This is a genomic window from Flavobacterium xizangense (assembly GCF_054075145.1).
The window spans coordinates 675,051-696,380 of sequence record NZ_JBSIPG010000002.1; the positions used below are offsets into that span (position 1 = coordinate 675,051).

The following is a 21,330-nucleotide window of genomic DNA, read 5'->3' on the forward strand; positions in this document are numbered from 1 at the left end:
CAAATGGGATTTTAAAATATCACAAAAAATAAAGATTTATGACAGGATTTCAAGCCAAAATGATTCTTTTTCACCACCTTATTTTATAAATTGCAACGCATTAATTAACCTGGATTTGTTTTTAAAAACCACCAAAACAATTCAAAAAAAAAATCATAAAATGAAAAGAGAAAACATCTTAACAGGATCACCGTGGGAAGACAAAATGGGATACTGCCGTGCTGTAAGAATTGGTAATATCATCGAGGTTTCGGGAACTGTAGCAATTGTTGATGGCGACAAAGTTAAAGCCGATGATGCATACGCACAGACATATAACATTATTGAACGTGTTGAAAAAGTTCTTGAAGATTTGAACGTTGGAATTAAAGATGTTATCAGAACAAGAATTTTTACGACAGATGTTTCTACTTTTGAAGAAGTTGCCAGAGCACATTCGGCTTTCTTTAAAGATGTAAAACCTACGACCGGATTTTATGAAATCAGCAAATTAGTTGCTCCTGAATATTTGGTTGAAATCGAATTTACAGCTGTAGTACAATAATATTTTTCCGCCACGAATTTCAAGAATTATTTTTCTTTTGCCACTCCCGATAGCTATGGGGATAAATAGATAAAAAATGATTTTTTCTATTTTAATTCGTGAAAATTCGTGAAATTCGTGGCGAAACCATTTTAGTATCCATTAATGACTTCCCAAAACCTAAAACAATTATTGCTTTCTATTTCAAAATGGATAATTATTTGTGCATTAATTGGCATATTTTCAGGTTCAGCTTCAGCGTTTTTTCTAGTTTCTTTAGAATGGGTAACCCAATTTAGAATTGCACACGATTGGATTATCTGGTTTTTGCCAATTGGCGGATTATTTGTTGGTTTAAGTTATTATTACTGGGGAGAATCTGTTTTAAAAGGGAACAATTTATTGCTGGAAGAATACGAAAATCCGCAGAATGCAATTCCGTTCAAAATGGCGCCTTTAGTTCTTTTGGGAACATTGATCACGCATTTATTTGGAGGCTCTGCCGGACGTGAAGGTACAGCAGTTCAAATAGGAGGCGCGATCGCTGATCAATTCACCAAATTTTTCAAACTCGATAATTCCGAACGCAAAATTTTAATTATTCTCGGAATCAGTGCAGGTTTTGCATCTGTTTTCGGAACACCTTTGGCCGGTGCCATTTTTGCTTTAGAGGTTTTATATTTTAGCAAAATCAATTTAAAAAGTATTTTGCTTTCTTTTTTAGTGGCTTATGCAGCTTATTTCACAGTTGAATTTTGGGAAATCAAACATACGCAGTACAGTATTCCTGTTGTACCTGAATTAAGTTCTAGTAGCTTATTCTACACTATCGTTTTAGGATTATTATCGGGCTTGGCCGCTTTATTGTTTGCAAGAAGCACTCATTTTTGGAGTTCTCTTTTTTCAAAAACCATAAAATATCCACCGCTTCGTCCGGTTGTTGGCGGCGTGGTTTTAGCAATTGCTTTTGGATATTTTGGATTCACACAATTTTCTGGCCTTGGTGTTCCTTATATTGTTGATTCATTTAATCATCCAAATGCATGGTATGATTTTCTTCTTAAAATTCTCTTCACCGGATTTACTTTAGGTGCTGGTTTTAAAGGAGGTGAAGTAACTCCCCTATTTTTTATTGGAGCAGCTTTAGGCAGTGCATTATTTTATATCTTTCCAATGCCAATTGCACTTTTGGCTGGAATGGGTTTTGTCGCTGTCTTTTCGGGTGCCACCCATACTCCTATTGCCTGCACTATTATGGGAATGGAATTATTCGGAATAGAACCTGGAATTTTCATAGCCATTGCATGCACTGTAGCCTATTTTTCTTCAGGTTCTGTGGGAATTTATAAATCACAAATTGTAAAAGGTCCGAAGTATAAATTATATCAAAAATTTCAGAAGAAGGAATTAGAACATCTGTAATTAAAATTCTAAAATTTAAATTACAAAATTCATAACACCTAACTCCTAACTTAAAAGTGTGTTAATCTATAAAATGATTGCAACATTACATTAAAAAAATGTAAATTCGCACACTATGAAAATACAAGATATTCAGGCAATACAATTGTTGCTTTCTGCCCCAAAGAAAATTGTAATAATCCCACACAGAGGACCAGATGGCGATGCTATGGGTTCAACTTTAGCATTATACCATTTTTTAATAAAAAATAATCATCAGGCAACGGTAATTGCGCCTAATGATTTTCCTGATTTTTTAGCATGGCTTCCGGGTTCTGAAAAAGTAAAAATATTTGAAAAAGATATTGAAAACTGTACCCAAATATTAGAAGCAGCCGAATTAATTTTCACACTTGATTTTAATGCATTTCATCGTACAGGCGAAATGGAACACACTTTAGCAAAATTGACAGTTCCGTTTATCATGATCGATCATCATCAAAAACCTGATGATTATGCTACATACATGTATTCTGACACTGAATTTGGTTCAACCTGCGAAATGGTTTACAACTTTATTTCTTTTCTAAATAAAAAAGAAGATATTGATAAAACTATTGCGACTTGCATTTACACCGGAATTTTGACTGATTCTGGCTCGTTTCGTTTTCCCGGAACAACAGGAAACACGCATCGAATTATTGCAGAATTAATTGATTTAGGTGTTGAAAACACTCAAATTCCCGTTTTATTATTCGATAATAGCTCATACAGCCGTTTACAATTATTGGGTCGTGCTTTACAGAATATGAAAGTTTTTGAAGAACACAAAACCTCATATACTTCACTTACTCAAGATGAATTAGATTCATTCGATTATGTAAAAGGAGATACTGAAGGAATCGTAAATTACGGACTTAGTATAAAAGGTATCGTTTTTACCGCTATTTTTATCGAAAATAAGGACGAGAAAATCATCAAAATATCTTTCCGTTCGCAAGGTGGATTTGATGTAAATCAATTTGCCAGAGATCATTTTAACGGCGGAGGGCACAGCAATGCAGCCGGCGGAAAATCTGAATTATCAATGGAAGAAACCTTAGCGAAATTTGAAAATTTAGTTACTAAACTTGCAATATAACCGAATATGAAATATTTAAAAATCAGTATTTACACACTTCTTTTTACTGTTTTATTTGCCAGCTGCAAGCAACATGAAGAAGCCAGAAGACCGCTTTCAAGAGCATCGGGTACTTTCATGAAAAAATCAGCTGACCGAAATAAAAAGCTAGTTGCTAATGAAGAGGATGTCATCAAAAAAATCATAAAGAGCAATCCAAAAGTAAAATATTATGCCACAAAAAAAGGCTATTGGTTTTCTTATGATGAAAAAAATCCAAACGAAACCCAAACACCTCGCCGAGGGGATATTGCTTATTACAATTTAGAAGTAAAAGACATTCAGGGTAAAATCATTTATTCTGAAGCTGATCTTGGTCCGCAAACCTATTATGTAGATAAACAAGACATTATGATGGGATTGCGTGATGGTATCAAATATATGCACAAAGGTGAAACTGTTACCTTTTTGTTTCCTTCACACATTGCTTACGGATATCATGGAGACAATAATAAAATTGGGCCAAATGAATCTTTAATGTGTACCGTAACGCTTCGTAATTTTGTTCCAGATCCTACAGCTCCCAAAACAGCTGTTCTGGCTGGACAATCTGCAGATACGCAAACTCCGGCAGGACAAACACCGAAACCTGCTACTCCAAAACCGGTTGCTGCAAAACCAGCTGCACCAATTAAAAAAGATACAGTAAACCCTTAAATAAAAACATTTTAGAAATGAAAAAGAATATCTTATTATTACTATTAGCCGTAACCTCACTTTATTCATGTAAAGATGAACACAGCAATTTGCCTGATGGTTTATACGCCGATATTGAAACAAACAAAGGACATATCATTGTTGAATTAGACTATACAAAAGCACCTGTTACTGTAGCAAACTTTGTGACTTTGGCAGAAGGCAAAAACGAATTTGTAACCAAAGAGTACAAAAAAAATCAACCTTTTTTTGATGGTTTGAAATTTCACAGAGTTATTGAAAATTTCATGATTCAGTCTGGAGATCCTGAAGGAACTGGTTCAGGTGACACTGGATATAAATTTAAAGACGAAATTACCGATTTGAAATTTGACAAACCAGGAGTTTTGGCAATGGCAAATAACGGTCCTGGAACAAACAGCAGCCAGTTTTTTATTACGCATGTTGAAACGCCTTGGTTAGAAGGAAAACATACGATTTTTGGTCACGTAGTTGAAAAAGGACAAGAAGTTGTAAACCAAGTAAAGCAAGACGACACGATTATAAAAGTTACGATTATCAGAAACGGAGAAGCAGCAAAGAAATTTGATGCTGTAAAAGTATTTCATGACTATTTTTCAGAAATTGCAAAAGAGAAAAGCAAGTATGCCGGAGTTCAAAAAGAAAAAGTAGCTTATTATGCTTCAATCAGACCAAAGGCAACAAAAACGAATTCAGGTTTAGAATTTGTTATTACTGAAAAAGGATCTGGCAAAAAACCAGCAACTGGAAGCCAGATTTATATTCATTACGCAGGTTTCCTTGAAGATGGAACTTTATTCGATTCAAGTATCCCTGATGTTAATAAAGCTTTTGGAAAATATGATGCTACAAGAGCAGAACAAAACGGTTACCAGCCAATTCCATTTCAGGCAGGTAAAAAAGATGGTTTGATTCCTGGATTTATTGAAGGAATTGAGCAGTTGTCATTTGGAGATAAAGCAGTACTTTTTATTCCTTCTCATTTAGCTTATGGAGCAACCGGCGCAGGAGGCGTTATTCCACCAAATGCTAACATTATTTTCGAGATTCAATTGTTAGAAAAACCACAATAATAAATTATTTCATAGACTTAAATTCGAAACAAAATGAAATTTAAATTTCTATTATTATTCTGTTTGGCAATATTAAATTTACAAGCTCAAACAACAAAAAAACCAGCAGCAAAACCAAAAGCTGCGGCAACAAAAACAACTCCGACAAAATCGGCAGCTCCGGCAAAAACAGCAGCGGTAAAAGCGGCTACGCCTGCAAATCCTAATGAAGGAATTTTTGCAACGATCTCAACTTCAAAAGGTGATATTGTTGTTGTATTAGAATATGTAAAAGCTCCTGTTACAGTGGCTAATTTTATTTCTTTAGCAGAAGGAACTAATCCAAATGTTAAAGTTGAAAAACTAAAAGGAAAACCATTTTATGATGGATTGAAATTTCACAGAGTTATTAATGATTTCATGATTCAGGGTGGAGATCCAGACGGAAATGGTTCTGGAGGTCCGGGCTATTCATTTAAAGATGAATTTACTGAGGAATTAAAATTTGATAAAGGTGGTATTTTGGCAATGGCAAATTCTGGTCCGGCAACTAACGGAAGCCAATTTTTCATTACACATAAAGATACTCCTTGGTTAAACGGAAAACACACTATTTTTGGTCATGTCGTTTCAGGAATGGACAATGTAAATAAAATTGTTCAGGATGATATCATGACAAAAATTACTATTACACGCAAGGGCGACGCTGCTAAAAAGTTTGATGCTGTGAAAGTTTTAGCTGATGACGTTAAAAAAGAAGAGACAAAAAAACTTGAAGCACAAAAAGTAGTTGCACAAAAAGCGGCTTATTTTACAGCAACTAAAGCAAAAGCAACTACAACTGCATCTGGCTTAAAATATGTGATTACACAAAAAGGAACTGGCGTAAAAGGCGCTGAAGGATCAACAATTTATTTTCACTATGCTGGTTATTTTGAAGATGGAAATCTTTTTGATAGCAGTATGGCGACGGTTGCAAAAGCATATGGAAAATATGATCCAAACAGAGATGCTGGCGGAGGATACAAAGCTTTTCCTTTTGCAGTTGGCAAAAAAGACGGTATGATTCCTGGATTTATTGAAGCATTAGATATGATGACTGACGGCGAAAAAGCAATTTTCTTCCTTCCTTCAAATTTAGCTTATGGAGAAAAAGGTGCTGGCGGTGTGATTCCTCCAAATGCAACTTTAATTTTCGAAATTGAAACTTATAAAAATCAGCCAGTCAAATAATTGAACTGAAAGATTTATTAAAAAAAGAAACCATCAAAACATAAGCTTTGATGGTTTTTTCATTTTACAGATTTTCATTTTTTTAAAAATATACAATTTAAAGCCATAAAATAATCTTTGAATAATATTAATCCTAATGTTTACTTCGTTTTTCTATTAAATCACAAACAAAATAGCTTACCTTTGCCGGCCTTAATTTTAAAACAGGAATATCAAATGTCACAAAACAATGTATTAAAAGGAGTTTTTTTAGTTGCTTTAGGAGCTACAACTTACGGAATGCTAGCCACTTTTGTAAAAATGGCTTATTCTGAAGGATATACAACAGCAGAAGTAACAACTTCACAATTTGTTTTGGGAATAATTGGAATTTTGATAATCAATGCATTTCAGAAAATCAAAAATAAAGGAACTGAAGTAAAAGCTTCTTCAAAAAACATTTTTAGCTTGATGCTTGCCGGAACTTCATTAGGAATGACAAGTTTGTTTTATTATTTGGCTGTAAAATATATTCCGGTTTCAATTGGGATTGTTTTATTGATGCAAACCGTTTGGATGGGTGTTTTATTAGAAATGATTTTAGAAAAAAAACTGCCTTCAAAACAAAAAGTAATCGCCGTTTTTATTGTTCTTATTGGAACAGCTTTGGCTACAAATCTTATTCATGCTGATTTTCAATTAGACTGGAGAGGAATCGTTTGGGGGATTTTAGCAGCTGCTTCTTTCACGACAACTATGTTTACCGCAAACCGTGTTGCAACCACAATTTCGTCTGCACAACGTAGTTTATATATGCTTTTAGGAGGAGCTATAATTGTTTTTTCTTTCGCATTCGTAACTCAGACTGGATCATTTAATCTCGCTATTTTTATGAAATGGGGAATTGTTTTGTCTTTGTTTGGAACTATCATCCCTCCTATGTTAATGAATGCTGGTTTCCCTTTGACCGGAATTGGATTAGGAAGTATTGTTTCTGCTCTTGAACTTCCCGTTTCTGTTACAATGGCTTTTGTTCTTTTAAATGAAAAAGTTATCTTTTTACAATGGGTCGGAATTGTTTTGATCATTTTCGCCATAATTATTATGAATGTAAATTTCAAGGCTAAAAAATAGACGATTTTGATGCTCTTTAAAAAAAAGGGCCTTGTAATGCAATAATTGTTAATTTTTTTATAAATTCGTGATATACAACACTATATCATGAAACAACCTTGGCATTTATATTTAATGGCTTTTCTATATATAATTGCCGGAATCAATCATTTCAGAAAACCGGGAATGTACATTAAGATCATTCCGCCCGCATTTAAAAACCCCAAATTACTAAATAATTTAAGTGGAGCTGTCGAAATCATATTAGGCTTCCTCCTATTGTTTCCTTTTACAAAACATTTTGCTGCATGGGGAATTATTGCATTGTTAATTGCAGTATTTCCGGCGAATTTGTACATGTACCAAAATAAAAAAGCAAGTTTTAATTTACCAAAATGGATTTTATTTGTACGTTTGCCCTTACAAATTGTTTTGATTTTTTGGGCATTCCAATATACCCTTTAATAATCGAATCTATTAATTTAAAATTACTTAATTATGAAAAAATTATTTGCAGAGTTTTTTGGAACTTTTTGGTTAGTTTTTGGAGGTTGCGGAAGCGCCATTTTTGCAGCCGGAATTCCTGATTTAGGAATTGGATTTGCAGGAGTTGCTTTAGCTTTCGGTTTAACTGTTCTTACAATGGCATATGCTGTTGGTCACATTTCTGGTGGGCATTTTAATCCGGCAGTTTCATTTGGATTATGGGCCGGTGGAAGATTTTCAGCAAAAGAGCTTATCCCTTACATTATCGCTCAGTGTATTGGCGCAATTGCGGCGGCAGGAACTTTATACACAATCGCTTCTGGAAAAGCCGGTTTTGTAATTGACAATACAAAAGCTGGTGCATTTGCATCAAATGGTTTTGGAGCATTTTCTCCTGACGGATATTCTTTACAAGCCGCTTTTATAGCCGAATTTGTATTGACTTTATTTTTCCTTTTGGTGATTTTAGGAGCAACAGACAAGTTCGCAAACGGAAGATTTGCAGGAATTGCAATTGGCTTGGCTTTGACTTTAATTCACTTAATCAGTATTCCAATCACTAATACTTCAGTTAACCCTGCACGATCTTTATCTCAGGCCATTTTTGCTGGAGGCGAACCTTTATCTCAAGTTTGGTTGTTTTGGGTCGCGCCAATCTTAGGTGCAATAGTAGCTGGATTTATCTACAAGAACTTATTGCAGACGAATGATGAAGCATAAATTCATACGCTAAAATCACATATAAACATTAAAACTTAAAACATGGAATTTTTATATTTCTTACTTATTGGTGCAATTTCTGGATGGCTGGCTGGTCAAATCTGGAAAGGTGCGGGCTTTGGTTTAATTGGTAATATTATCGTTGGAATCATTGGAGGTTTTGTTGGCGGATGGATTGCCGGAAAATTTGGCATTGGTGGAGGCGGACTTCTTTGGCAAATTTTAATTGCTGTTGGTGGTGCGTGGGTTTTACTCTTCATTATCAGCCTGATTAAAAAAGCTTAAGCCAAAGGCATCAAAAATAAATTAGTTACCTAATAAAATCATATCAAGAGAAAAAAGAAGTTTTAACAACCTTTTTTCTCTTTTTTTTATTTTAAATAATTTAATAGATTAGAAGTTTAAATACATATTTCTCATAATTCATGTTGTTATTTCGTCAATTTTATTACATTTGAACAAATACATTATTGAATTATGAATGATATTATTACCTATTTCAGTACAATTCCTTCTTCACACAGAAGCTTAATTTTGGTTGGAGGAATAACTCTTTTTTGGCTAATCGAAAATACTTTTCCTCTTTTTCAGATGCAGTACAAAAAATGGCATCATGCAGGAATCAATATCTTTTTTACGCTTACGACAATTATTGTCAATTTCGTTTTAGCTTTTATCTTAATCAAAACCGCAGCTTGGACTACTGAAAATCATTTTGGAATTCTGGAATGGCTTCCTGAAATTCCAATTTGGCTTTATACTATAATAGGCTTGCTTTTACTAGATCTGATTGGCGCTTATCTGGCACATTACATACAACATAAAATAAAATTTCTATGGCGTTTTCATCTTATACATCATACAGATACCTGGATTGATACAACTACGGCCAACAGACATCATCCTGGAGAAAGTATTATTCGTTTTATATTTACAACTTTAGGAGTATTAATTGTTGGAAGTCCAATGTGGATGGTTTTTCTGTATCAATCATTATCGGTTATTGGTTCGCAATTCAATCATGCCAATATTTCGCTCCCAAAAAAGCTGGATATTTTTTTAAGTTACCTAATTGTTTCTCCAAATATGCATAAAGTTCATCATCATTATATGCTTCCTTACACAGACAGCAATTACGGAAATATATTTTCGGTTTGGGACCGTCTTTTCGGCACATTTACAACTTTGCCAAAAGAAGAATTAATTTACGGAGTTGATACTCATATGAAGCCCGAAGAACACAACAAATTAGCAAATTTGCTGCAAATTCCGTTTCAAAAATCAAGATCCGCAAAAAACAGTTAAAATCAATAAAAAAAAATAGTTCAGCGCACCAACTAATTATTTTTTTTATTAATATTGATATATAAAATGAAAATCAATCTATTAATCATTAACCTCTATTTTGAATTAATTTTCACGAGATGAAAAAGAGTAGCCGCAAAGAATTGAATTGGGAACAAACAGAAAGACTTGTTTCGTTAGCTTTAGAAGAAAAAAATCCATTTGAAATCATAAAAAAAGAATTTGGATTAGCAGAAAAAGAAGTTCTGGAAATCATGAAAAAGAAGATGCCTGTAGAAAAATTTGAAATGTGGAAAAAAAAGGCAATTGCAAATAAGCCAAAACCAAAGCCAGTAAAAATTGACGACTTTGATGAGGATTTGGATGGAAAATATTACATAAAAAACAAACTAGATTAATACAAACTCCTGAATTTCAGGAGTTTTTTTTTATATTTATATAAAAGTGTAACAATTTGATAATTTACGAGTCAAATACACATAACTAAACGCGAACAAATGAAAAAAATAATTTACACCTTAGCTCTTGCTGTAACATTTTGGAGCTGTAAAACGGGAAGCACATCAGGAGATGCAAAAAGCAAAACTGTAGATGTTAACATCAATCTTGTAGATGTTAAAGACGATAAAGTCCTGGTAACTGTTACACCTCCGACAATTAAGACGGATGAAGTAATTTACAGCATCCCAAAAACAGTTCCTGGAACTTATTCTACAGATAATTACGGTAAATATTCTGATGGTTTTAAAGCTTTTGATGTTAAAGGAAATGAGTTAACTGTAAAAAGAATTGATGATAATTCATGGTCAATTTCTAATGCAAAAACACTTAAAAAAATCACTTATTTAGTTGGAGATACTTTCGACACTGAAAAAGGAACCGGTTTTGGAAATGACGATGTATTTTCGCCAGCAGGAACTAACATCAACGCCGGAGTAAATTTTATGGTTAATACACACGGTTTTGTTGGTTATTTTCAAGATAAATTAGATGTACCTTATAAAGTTACTATCACGCATCCTGAAACGCTTTGGGGCGCAACTTCAATGACTGATGAAGATGCAAGTAAGACAAGCGACGTTTTTACAACCCCTCGCTATGCAGTTTTGGTTGAAAATCCAATTATGTATTCTAAACCAGATTATACGACATTCAACGTTAACGGAATGGATATTCTGATTGCTGTTTATTCTCCAACAGGAAAATTTACTGCAGAAAGCATTACGCCGGAAATGAAAACGATGATGACAGCGCAGAAAAACTTTTTAGGAAAAATCAATTCTACTAAAAAATATACTGTTTTATTGTATTTATCAAGCCTGGCAAAAGATGATGCACACGGTTTTGGAGCTTTAGAGCATCCAACAGCTACAACGGTTGTTTTACCGGAATCAATGCCAAAAGAAAAATTGGTTGAATCAATGAAAGATGTAGTTTCTCATGAGTTTTTTCATATTGTAACTCCATTGACAATTCACTCAAAAGAAATTCAGTATTTTGATTACAATGCACCAAAAATGTCAGAGCATTTATGGATGTATGAAGGTGTTACAGAATATTTTGCAAATCTTTTTCAAATCAATCAAGGTTTAATTGATGAAGCTGAATTTTACACTAGAATCGCTGATAAAATCGAACAGGCAAAAGGCTTAAATGATACGATGTCATTTACTGTAATGAGTAAAAATGTTTTGGAACAGCCCTATAAAGACCAATATTTGAATGTTTACCAAAAAGGTGCTTTGATTGGTATGTGCATCGATATTATTATTAGAGAAAAAAGCAATGGCGAGAGAGGAATTCTTGATTTAATGCATAAATTATCAAACGAATATGGTATTGAAAAACCATTTAATGATGATGAACTTTTTGCTAAAATCACACAATTGACTTATCCTGAAGTTGGTGAATTCTTAACTAAATATGTAGCTGGAACAAATCCAATTCCTTATGATGTTTATTTAGCAAAAGTTGGAGTAACAAAAGCAACAGAGAAAAAAGCGAGTCCAATATTCTTAAAAGGACAAACGCCTTATATTTCTGTTGACAAACAAACAAAAGAAATTGCCGTTCGTTCTAATATTGAACCAAGTGAGTTTTTCAAAAACCTTAATTTAAAAGGTGGCGATATTTTGGTTTCTGTAAACGACAAACCTTATTCTCTTGCGAATATTTATGATTTAATTGGAGAAAGTGAAAACTGGAAAGAAAACGATCCAATTACTGTAAAAATCAAACGTGCAGGAAAAGAAGAAACTATCAAAGGAACTGTAAAATTACCTTATGAAGAATCTGAAACTTTTAAAGCTACTGATGCTTCAAAAGACAAACTTAAAAATGCATGGTTAAAGGGATAATTTCTTTTTAAGACATAAAAAAAACCGGCAAGTGATTGTCGGTTTTTTTATTTGTTTTATTTCTTCACCGGAAACTTCCAGTCAAATTCGTCTTTATTATTAATGATTGCTCCAATCTCAAATTTTACAACTTCATCAAATTCGGTTTGAAGAATAAACCAATTGTCTTCGTTAAAGTAATTTTCGAAAGTATCAAAAGTTTCCTGATTGTATTTTGTAATTCCTTTTGCAGCAAAATCTTTCTTTACATCGGCAATTTTTCTTCCGATTATTTTGAATCCGAAAACTTCTAAATCATTGCTTGACGCAACGGCATAACCAAATTTCAAATCTTCTTCTTCATAAAATGTTAATCTGATTTTATGCGCATTGTATACAAAAATCACATTGTCATCTTCGTCTTTATAGTTTTTATCAGGTTTTCCTAAAACAGCTGTTACGTCGTTCTGTTTCATTCCGAAAAGCAATTTGTCAATTCCTGATTTTAGATTTATTTTCATATTGATTGTCTTTATTTGAAGTGCAAATTTCGTGAAGTTTTTTTGTTATTCGCCACGAATTCACGAATTAATATTCTTGAAACCTATCAGGTTTTTAAAACCTTTTAGGTTTGCACCTCAACTATTAGCCTTTTTTGTTAGGTTTACTACTCATATAAAAAGTAATTTTTCCACCATTCATAACATCAGCATGCTTTAAAAATGGCCTGTCTAATGGTTTTCCATTCAAGAGTACTTTACTAACAAATACATTTTTATCGGATTGATTTACAGTTTCTACTTCAAATTTCTTTCCGTTTTCCAAATTAAAAACTGCATTTTTCACGAGCGGACTTCCTAATGCATATTCAGCAGAACCAGGAGCAACAGGATAAAAGCCTAAACTGCTAAAAATATACCAGGCACTCATTTGTCCAAAATCATCATTTCCTCCAAGACCATCTGCTCCGTTACGATACATTTTTTTCAAAATCATTCGGATTTTATCTTGTGATTTCCACGGAGAATCTGTCCAGTTGTATAAATAAACTACATGGTGCGAAGGCTCATTTCCATGAACGTAATTTCCAATAATTCCGTCTCTGGTAATATCTTCTGTATTTTCGAAATATTTATCTGGAAGATGCATGTTGAACAAAGAATCTAAACGAACTTTAAATTTCTCATTTCCGCCCATCAATTTAATCATATCAGCAGGATCTTGCGGAACGTACAAGCTGTAATTCCATGAATTTCCTTCAATAAAACCTTGACCATGCGTATCTAGCGGATCAAATTCTTTTTTGAAAGTTCCGTCGATTAATTTTGGACGCATAAAACCAGTTTTCTCATCATAAACATTTTTATAATTTTTAGATCTGTTGATGAATTCATTATAAATTTCTGTTTTTCCAAGTTTTTTGGCTGCCTGTGCAATTGCCCAATCGTCATAAGCATATTCTAAAGTTTTAGAAACCGATGCTCCATTTTTATCTTCAGGAACATAGCCCATTTTCATGTAATATTCTAATCCATCGTAATAAGAAACTTTTGCCGTATTGACACATGCCTGAAGCGCTTTTTCTGCATCAAAATTAATGTTTCCTTTTACAATTGCATCGGCAACTACAGAAACCGCATGATAACCAATCATACACCAATTTTCATTCGCATAATGTGACCAGATTGGGAGCATTTTGTGTACACTTTGATCCGAATGCGCCAACATTGAACTTACCATATCAGCGTTGCGAGTTGGCTGAACAATATTAAAGAAAGGATGTAAAGCGCGATAAGTATCCCATAATGAATAACTGGTATAATTTTTAAATTTTTCGGCTTTATGAACATTCATATCAAGTCCTTTGTAATTTCCATCAAGATCCATGTATTCTGTTGGACCTAAAAAGGCGTGATACATTGCAGTGTAAAAGTTCACATAATCTTCCTTTTGAATGGCTTCAATTTGAATTTTATTCAGTTCGCGATTCCAAACTTCCTGACTTTGTTTTTTCACTTTTTCGAAATCCCAACCCGGGACTTCTTTTTTCATGTTTTCTAATGCTCCGGCCGAACTTACTGGAGATAAAGCCATTTTAATTTTGATATTTTCGCCTTCTTCAGTATTAAAATCAAAGAACAATTTTAGATTTTGTCCTGCCATTTCCGGAAAATTTTTCGTTTGATCAAATCTTCCCCAGAAACCTCTGTAAACACTTTTTTCTTGTGCTGCTTGTCCGTAGCTTTTAATAGGTTTACTGAAAGACATTGCAAAATAAACGGTTCTGGTTCTAGCCCAGCCGTTTGTCTGACGATAACCCGTAATCAAAGTATCATTTTCTATACGAACAAATGTCCAAACGTTTTTCTTGTCATAATTATAAATTCCAGACGTCAAATCAAGAATAATATGTGCTTCATCTGATTTTGGAAATGTATATTGATGCATTCCAACTCTTGTTGTTGCTGTTAATTCAGCTTTAATTTTGTGGTCTTCCAGAAAAACGCTGTAATAAGCTGGTTCCGCTTTTTCTGTTGAATGTGAAAAGGCCGATCGATAACCCGATAGCGGTTTTGAAGCAACTCCAGGGTTCAATTGCAGTTTGCCAGTTGTTGGCATAATTAAGAAATCACCTAAATCGGAATGACCAGTTCCACTAAAATGTGTATGACTAAAACCTACAATTGTTTTATCTTCATATTGATATCCTGCACAATATTTATACACTTCACCATTATATTTTCCGTTCAAGCCATATGCAATTGTGTCAGTTTCAGGACTAAGTTGCACACTCCCAAAAGGCACGGTAGCACCTGGATAAGTATGTCCCATTCTTGCTGTTCCAATCATTGGATCAACATACTGAATTAAATTTCGCTTTTCAGATTCTTTTTTTTGTGCATTTGAAATGGTTCCAAGCATCAAAAATGAAAGTCCAAAAAGAAGGCTTTTGCAGTTTAATCTATTCATTAGTTATTTTTTAAAACATTATATTTTTTAATCTAAAACAAATAAAGCATTTACTAAAACGATTTACCTATGCTTTTAGTTTAGAAAAATACAACAAAATATGCTTTTAAAAAACATAAATTTTATGGGGATATTAATGAATCTATTTTACGCTTTTCATTTAGACTGGACTGAAGTCCAGCCCTACAATATGGTTCGAGCCTAACGGCTCTTTACAATGATTCTGTTTATTTTTTTTGCTCTATGAAAAAATGCGATCGATTTAAATTTAGAAAAAAAATATGCAATCCAAAAGAGTTCCGAAGGAACGTATTATATTGTAGAGCTGGATTTCAATCCAGCCCTACATATGGTTCGAGCCTAACGGCTCTTTACAATGATTCTGTTTATTTTTTTTATTCTATGAAAAAATGCGATCGATTTAAATTTAGAAAAAAAACATTTTACAGTAATAGATTCTAATTTATTGAAAAAAAGAATACAATCGAAAAGAGTTCCAAAGGAACGTATTATATTGTAGGTCTGGATTTCAGTCCAGCCCTACATAAGGTTCGAGCCTAACGGCTTTTTACAATGATTCTGTTTTTTTTTTAGTTCTATAAAAAAATGCGATCGATTTAAATTTAGAAAAAAACATATACAATCGAAAAGAGTTCCGAAGGAACGTTTTATATTGTAGAGCTGGATTTCAATCCAGTTTAAAAATAGATAGAGCCGCTGGCTTTTTTTTGCTTTGTTTTTTGATTATAGTTTATTGTTTAGGTTTTCTTTTACCTCATCAAACCATTCGTTTTTAAGAATGCTTAAAACTATAGAATCACGTCTCAGATTGCTGTCTCTTGTTGGCATATTGCTTCTTAAAACGCCTTCAACTTTACAGCCAATACTTTTCATCGCGGCAATACTTCTCTTATTGTTGTTATCTGCGCGAAATTCTACTCTTTCTAATCCTAAAGTTTCGAAAGCAAACTGAAACAGTAAAAATTTGCAATGCTTGTTTAAACCTGTTCCTCTAAACTCCGATCCGTACCAAGTATATCCTAACTGCAAAGTTTTAAATTCAAGATTAATATCGTAGAAACGTGTTGAACCTGCGTATTTTTTAGATTTTTTATCAAAAACGATAAAAGGAAATTCCTTTTCGTTTTCTCTGGCTTTAATTGCCAGCTGAATGTAATTCATCAAATTTTCTTTTCCTTCTGCTCCCACCAATGAATATTTCCAGGTTTCCGGTTCATTGATTGAAATATCCAATAAGTTTTCTACATCTGATTCTTGAAGCGGGCGCAACAAAACAAAATCATCTTCTAAAACAATAGTATCTGTGAAATTGAAATTTGATATTTTAGCCATAATTCATTTTTGGTTATTAAATTATTTTTCGCATATAAAGCCCCTATGGGACAAATTATGAATTATTATTCTTTTCTACTGCTATATAATCTCTACGAGATTTATTCTTATCTTTATACTCAGGCAGGAGTAAAATATTGGTAGCTAAAAAAGTGTCTTAATAAAAAAAGTCCCATTAGGGACTTTACTTTTTTGCTATTATTTTTCTAAAGTCTATAATTTCTTCTCAAAAAAATTACTCGCTCATTTCGTCGTAACGCTCGGGAACTTGCGGATCGTACAGCGGACATTTGAATTCTTCCATCACAGAAACCAATTGGTTCATGGTTTTTCCTTCAGTTCCGTAACAATCAATTTTTATGCTTTGAGGAGTTGTAACGACTTGAAAAGCGCCTTTTCCTTTTGGGTTTTTCCAACTATTTTCATCCACTCTTTCCCATTCTGAAAAAACGGAATTGATTCTATTTACGATTACATCTACTTGAAGCGCAGCCAGACCTTCTACTTCTTGTTTCTCCACAAGAGCCTCATAAACCTCCTGATTGTTCAGGTAGATTTCATCCAGATATCTCCAAAAAAGTAGTTCGTACATAATATTGCTGTTTTATAATTTGTAGAGACGCACAGCAGTGCGTCTCTACATAAAAAATTAATATTTAAATGTTCCGTATTCGCTGGTAATGGTAAGCTTTTTATCGTCTGAAGCTTCTACTCTACCAACAATTTGTGCATCAACGTTGAATGATTTTGAAATCTCAATAATATCTTGTGCAATGTTTTCCGGAACATAGATTTCCATACGGTGACCGCAATTGAAAACCTGATACATTTCTTTCCAGTCTGTTTTTGATTGTTCCTGAATTAACTTGAACAATGGCGGAACCGGAAATAAATTATCTTTTATAATGTGTAAATTTTGAACGAAATGAAGAATTTTAGTCTGCGCTCCTCCACTGCAATGCACCATTCCGTGAATATCTGCAGGAGTATATTTATCTAAAATTTTCTTGATGATTGGCGCATAAGTTCTTGTTGGCGAAAGCACTAACTGACCTGCATTGATTGGACTGTTTTCAACTTCATCAGTCAAATTAACCTGTCCTGAATAAATCAATTCTTCTGGAACTGCAGCATCGTAACTTTCTGGGTATTTTTTAGCCAAATATTTTCCGAAAACATCATGACGTGCAGAAGTAAGTCCGTTGCTTCCCATTCCGCCATTATAGCCTTTTTCGTAAGTTGCCTGACCGAAAGAAGCCAAACCAACAATTACATCACCTGCTTTTATATTTGCGTTATCTACAACATCGCTGCGTTTCATACGAGCTGTAACAGTCGAGTCAACAATAATTGTACGAACAACGTCACCAACGTCGGCAGTTTCTCCTCCTGTTGAATGAATGGTTACTCCAAAAGATTTTAATTCGTTGATTAATTCTTCTGTTCCGTTAATGATTGCCGAGATAACGTCAGCCGGAATTAAATTTTTATTTCTTCCAATAGTTGAAGAAAGCAGAATATTATCTGTTGCGCCAACACATAATAAATCATCAATATTCATGATCAGAGCATCTTGTGCAATACCTTTCCAAACAGAAAGATCTCCGGTTTCTTTCCAGTACATATACGCCAAAGACGATTTTGTACCCGCTCCGTCAGCATGCATAATTAAACAATGTTCTGCATCTTGGGTAAGATAATCTGGAACAATTTTACAAAATGCCTGTGGAAATAAACCTTTATCAATATTTTTTATGGCGTTGTGTACATCTTCTTTTGATGCCGAAACACCTCTTTGTGCGTACCTTTTGCTAGAATCTGAACTCATGAAACTTAGTTTGTGTTGATGTGGTGCAAAGATAACCAGTTTTTTTAATTCTTAGGTTTATACCAATCTAAAATTAGTTTTTATTGTCACTTAATCTTCTATAATGAAATTATGTTTTTATAAAAAAAATCGACAGCGAGAACACTGCCGATTTTTAGACATCAGAATTATTCGAAGATTATGATATTTTTATTTCCAATCAGGCATCGACGCATTTTGAAACAAAGTTGTCCTTGTACTGTCGTCTGTTGTGCTTACGGTTTGTATATTTTTGGCTGAAAGCCCATCATTTGAGGTGTTTACAAAAATGACTTTTGCTTCATTTGGCGAAAATTTCACATCGAGGTCGTTGAAACCATTTTCTTTACCTGATGACAATTCTGCCGATGTATTTGTTGCTACTGTGTAAATAAATATTCTGGAATCTAAACGTCTGTAATCTGCATTTTCAAATCCGGAAACATCTCTCGTGTAAACCACTCTTTTATTATCAATCGAAATATCGATTCCGCTTGCGCCTCCGGTTACTCCAGAAAGCACAGTATATAAAACAGTTCCGCTCATATCAATTGCATAAATTTCGACACTGTAACCTGAAACATCATTTACTTTTAGAACAATTTGGCTTCCGTCGCGACTCCATTCGCATTCAGAAATAAACTTGCCGTTTGGTGTTTTAAACAACTGTGTCAATCCAGATCCATCAGCATTTATGCGATAGAGTTTATCAAAATTCGGATAAATTAGCTGACTACCATTTGTGCTCCAAGCATAGCTCACATTATCCATATTAAAACCTGCTATCGGTACAAAATTTGTAATTTTTCGCACATCGGTACCATCAGGATTCATGCTGAAAATCTGATTCAGAGATCCGTCAGTACTTATGTAAGCAATTCTGTTAATACTTAAATTTTTTCTCGGTCTGAAACTATTCACCTCTGCAGAAGACAATTGAAGTTCGTTTCCGGCATCATCAGCAGTAAAAATTACATTGTTGTTTTTTATCTTTTTCACATACATATATCTCGGATTCGGGAATGCCAATGTTCTAAACGAATTTGTCACACTATTTATAGGCTTGTTTATTCCGTCATCGACGCTTACTTGCCAGTAATATTTGGTACTAAAACTTAAATCTTTAATAGCTAAAGTTGTTGTTTTAAGATCAGAATAAGTTTTCACTTCGTCTGTAGTTCCGTTTTTCAAAGTCACAGTGTATGTAAGCGGATCTCCTTCAGGATCTTTGGCAGTCCAAGTCAAATTAAGACTTAAAGCTTGTCCAGTAGCATTATCTGTTGGCGCAGTAAGCACGGGGATTTCTGGCGGTTTATTAGTTGCAGTTGAGACTTCTAATTCGAAAATAACTTCAATTTCAATATCTTTTTCTATTGTGCCCGGGACAAATCTGGCAATAAAACCATCTTTTTGAGCCTGAAAAGCATATTTTCCTACAGGTACTTTGTCTATTTTAAAGTATCCATCTTTATCGGTATAAACTGTACTGGTTGTTGGACTAGAAGACACACGGGCGTTTTCGATTCCTGTGTATGTTCGGACATCAACAACTCTTCCTTTAATTGAACCAGTTCCTGTATTATCAAACTGCTCTTCGCTGCAAGAAATTAAAAGAAAAAAGCACGCCAAAATTTTTAATCCTATTTTCATTTGAGACTGAATTTTATTAAACTTATATTGAATTTAATCCTTTAATCATTAATTACTAAAGATCAAAAGGCTGCCTATTTTTTCTTATAATTAAGTTTTTTGGGGAAATAATATGTCATCCCGAAACCAATCCTATAGAAATAATCATCCCGCACTCCTGCGACCAGATGATCTACATTATCACTAAATGCTGCATTAAATTCTCCATACAATTTGAGTCCAACGTGCGGCGAAACCAAATATTCGACACCTGCTCCAGCCTGTATTTTGCTATGAAAATTTTCCCGATGATGATCGAATTCGAATCCGGTTCCGGCAAAAACAAAAGGAGAAAAAACGTCGCGGGGCAATATGATGCATTCCAGATTTAAATCTAAAGACAAATAGCCATAATCCATATAATTTCGATTTGCCACTTGAAAAGCATTTGAGGATGCACTTAAATTAAAAGTTGGCGAAAAAAAGAATTTCAGTGCTCCTCTAATCATCGGCATAGGTTTCGGATTTGGATAATCACCTTGCATTATTGCAGTTCCTCCCACTGCTTCTATACCAAATCTTGCTCTTCTATTTTCACTTAAATTTCTATTATATAATTGGGCTAAATCAGCATCACTTTTCTCTTTATCGTAAGCCGCTACAAAATCGTCAATTTGTTTTTGCGGTGCATTTACTTCCCAAAGTTTGTCTTTGATTCCGTCAACAATAAGTCCTTCTACTGCTTTTTCAATAGCTTCTGTCACTGCCATCTGAATTGGTTCATTTCGGGTAAAACCAGTTTCAACTTCCAGAAGTCTATTTAAATTGACATATCTGAATAAACTTGCATCAATACTTTGTGATAAAATAGTTTTTGAAACGTAAACCGTATTTAAGATTTTTCCGTTTGAAGTCGATACCAATCTTAAATAAACAGTTACTCGGTCTTGTCTATATTGAGTCGAACCTCCAGCTCCAAAATATCTCGCTCCAAAACCACCTGTAATAATATTGGTATCATAAGAAATAATCCCTCCTTCAAGCAATACTCCTGCAAATAAAAGCGGTGTTAAAACTGCTTCATTTGGTTCTGTTTTTGATGCGTATTCCTGACGCGTAGAACGAATAATATTTCTTTCGTTTAAAAGATTCCCCAGATTTTCACGCTCAATGGGTACAAACCATTTTGAGTCCTGCAAGGCTTTTATTAAAATTGATGTTGCTCCTTGTGTAACAGCAGTACTAAAGGTACTTCCCAGTTCAGTAGGTTTGTACTGCCCTGTTTGGTCTTTAAATTTATATACACCTACAACTATCTGCTCTTTTGGTTTTGGCATTTCTACCAATTTGGCAGTCGCTGGAGTATTTTCTCCATATACTGCTTTTTGCACCCCAACAGGCTGATTAAAATATGCTCCACATCCTGAGAATAGGCAAATTAATAAAAATAGAAAAAGGGGACTTTTATTCATAATCTCAATTATTTACAATAATACATGAACCTTACTTTTTACTCGGACAATTAA

At 33.8% G+C, this 21,330-nt stretch carries 20 protein-coding genes; 13 read left to right on the forward strand and 7 right to left on the reverse strand.

The annotated features are described in order from the left end of the window. Positions 1 to 160 precede the first annotated feature (160 nt). From ACWA1B_RS08530 to ACWA1B_RS08590, 13 genes are all read left to right on the forward strand, one after another. Positions 161 to 544 (forward strand): RidA family protein, encoded by a 384-nt coding sequence (locus ACWA1B_RS08530; protein WP_035648901.1) that lies wholly within the window; start codon positions 161 to 163, stop codon positions 542 to 544. Between the two features lie 144 nt (positions 545 to 688). Beyond that, positions 689 to 1,945 carry a voltage-gated chloride channel family protein gene (locus tag ACWA1B_RS08535; RefSeq protein WP_456905917.1) on the forward strand — a complete coding sequence of 419 codons (1,257 nt, stop codon included), beginning with the start codon at positions 689 to 691 and terminating at the stop codon, positions 1,943 to 1,945. A 115-nt stretch (positions 1,946 to 2,060) separates the two neighbouring features. After that, positions 2,061 to 3,065, forward strand: a complete 1,005-nt coding sequence (locus ACWA1B_RS08540; RefSeq protein WP_456905919.1) for a DHH family phosphoesterase — start codon at positions 2,061 to 2,063, stop codon at positions 3,063 to 3,065. 6 nt (positions 3,066 to 3,071) lie between these two features. Continuing rightward, a complete protein-coding gene (gene gldI / locus ACWA1B_RS08545) occupies positions 3,072 to 3,761 on the forward strand; it encodes a gliding motility-associated peptidyl-prolyl isomerase GldI (RefSeq protein ID WP_456905921.1) in 690 nt (229 codons plus the stop codon). Positions 3,762 to 3,778: 17 nt separating this feature from the next. After that, positions 3,779 to 4,855: a peptidylprolyl isomerase gene (locus ACWA1B_RS08550; RefSeq protein ID WP_456905923.1), complete on the forward strand. Its 1,077-nt coding sequence runs from the start codon at positions 3,779 to 3,781 to the stop codon at positions 4,853 to 4,855. A 33-nt stretch (positions 4,856 to 4,888) separates the two neighbouring features. Next, entirely contained in the window at positions 4,889 to 6,067 is a 1,179-nt protein-coding gene (locus tag ACWA1B_RS08555) for a peptidylprolyl isomerase (RefSeq protein ID WP_456905925.1), read from the forward strand. A gap of 216 nt (positions 6,068 to 6,283) precedes the next feature. Beyond that, a complete protein-coding gene (locus ACWA1B_RS08560) occupies positions 6,284 to 7,180 on the forward strand; it encodes an EamA family transporter (protein WP_456905927.1) in 897 nt (298 codons plus the stop codon). Between the two features lie 87 nt (positions 7,181 to 7,267). Beyond that, on the forward strand, positions 7,268 to 7,624 hold the full coding sequence (locus ACWA1B_RS08565) for a DoxX family protein (RefSeq protein WP_456905929.1): 357 nt from the start codon (positions 7,268 to 7,270) through the stop codon (positions 7,622 to 7,624). Between the two features lie 33 nt (positions 7,625 to 7,657). Continuing rightward, positions 7,658 to 8,365: an aquaporin Z gene (gene aqpZ / locus ACWA1B_RS08570; protein WP_456905931.1), complete on the forward strand. Its 708-nt coding sequence runs from the start codon at positions 7,658 to 7,660 to the stop codon at positions 8,363 to 8,365. A gap of 42 nt (positions 8,366 to 8,407) precedes the next feature. Next, positions 8,408 to 8,650, forward strand: a complete 243-nt coding sequence (locus tag ACWA1B_RS08575; RefSeq protein WP_456905933.1) for a GlsB/YeaQ/YmgE family stress response membrane protein — start codon at positions 8,408 to 8,410, stop codon at positions 8,648 to 8,650. 192 nt (positions 8,651 to 8,842) lie between these two features. Then, the gene (locus tag ACWA1B_RS08580) at positions 8,843 to 9,670 is read left to right on the forward strand and encodes a sterol desaturase family protein (protein WP_456905935.1); all 828 of its coding nucleotides are present in this window, start codon (positions 8,843 to 8,845) and stop codon (positions 9,668 to 9,670) included. Between the two features lie 119 nt (positions 9,671 to 9,789). Beyond that, positions 9,790 to 10,068, forward strand: coding sequence for a DUF2805 domain-containing protein (locus ACWA1B_RS08585; RefSeq protein WP_035648923.1), 279 nt, complete (start codon positions 9,790 to 9,792; stop codon positions 10,066 to 10,068). Between the two features lie 99 nt (positions 10,069 to 10,167). Continuing rightward, entirely contained in the window at positions 10,168 to 12,027 is a 1,860-nt protein-coding gene (locus ACWA1B_RS08590; protein WP_456905937.1) for a M61 family metallopeptidase, read from the forward strand. Positions 12,028 to 12,083: 56 nt separating this feature from the next. Here the strand turns inward: ACWA1B_RS08590 and ACWA1B_RS08595 are convergent, their stop codons facing one another. The 7 genes from ACWA1B_RS08595 to ACWA1B_RS08625 all read right to left on the reverse strand — a co-directional run bounded on the left by ACWA1B_RS08595 (position 12,084) and on the right by ACWA1B_RS08625 (position 21,276). Beyond that, entirely contained in the window at positions 12,084 to 12,527 is a 444-nt protein-coding gene (locus ACWA1B_RS08595; protein WP_426485887.1) for a hypothetical protein, read from the reverse strand. A 124-nt stretch (positions 12,528 to 12,651) separates the two neighbouring features. After that, the gene (locus ACWA1B_RS08600) at positions 12,652 to 14,976 is read right to left on the reverse strand and encodes a GH92 family glycosyl hydrolase (RefSeq protein WP_456905939.1); all 2,325 of its coding nucleotides are present in this window, start codon (positions 14,974 to 14,976) and stop codon (positions 12,652 to 12,654) included. 744 nt (positions 14,977 to 15,720) lie between these two features. After that, the gene (locus ACWA1B_RS08605) at positions 15,721 to 16,329 is read right to left on the reverse strand and encodes a GNAT family N-acetyltransferase (protein WP_456905941.1); all 609 of its coding nucleotides are present in this window, start codon (positions 16,327 to 16,329) and stop codon (positions 15,721 to 15,723) included. A gap of 235 nt (positions 16,330 to 16,564) precedes the next feature. Continuing rightward, the gene (locus tag ACWA1B_RS08610; protein ID WP_456905943.1) at positions 16,565 to 16,921 is read right to left on the reverse strand and encodes a hypothetical protein; all 357 of its coding nucleotides are present in this window, start codon (positions 16,919 to 16,921) and stop codon (positions 16,565 to 16,567) included. 57 nt (positions 16,922 to 16,978) lie between these two features. After that, positions 16,979 to 18,157 carry an AIR synthase related protein gene (locus ACWA1B_RS08615; RefSeq protein ID WP_456905945.1) on the reverse strand — a complete coding sequence of 393 codons (1,179 nt, stop codon included), beginning with the start codon at positions 18,155 to 18,157 and terminating at the stop codon, positions 16,979 to 16,981. Positions 18,158 to 18,346: 189 nt separating this feature from the next. Next, complete coding sequence (locus tag ACWA1B_RS08620; RefSeq protein ID WP_456905947.1) at positions 18,347 to 19,825, reverse strand: carboxypeptidase regulatory-like domain-containing protein; 1,479 nt, start codon at positions 19,823 to 19,825, stop codon at positions 18,347 to 18,349. A gap of 74 nt (positions 19,826 to 19,899) precedes the next feature. After that, the gene (locus ACWA1B_RS08625; protein ID WP_456905949.1) at positions 19,900 to 21,276 is read right to left on the reverse strand and encodes a CsgG/HfaB family protein; all 1,377 of its coding nucleotides are present in this window, start codon (positions 21,274 to 21,276) and stop codon (positions 19,900 to 19,902) included. Positions 21,277 to 21,330: the final 54 nt, after the last annotated feature.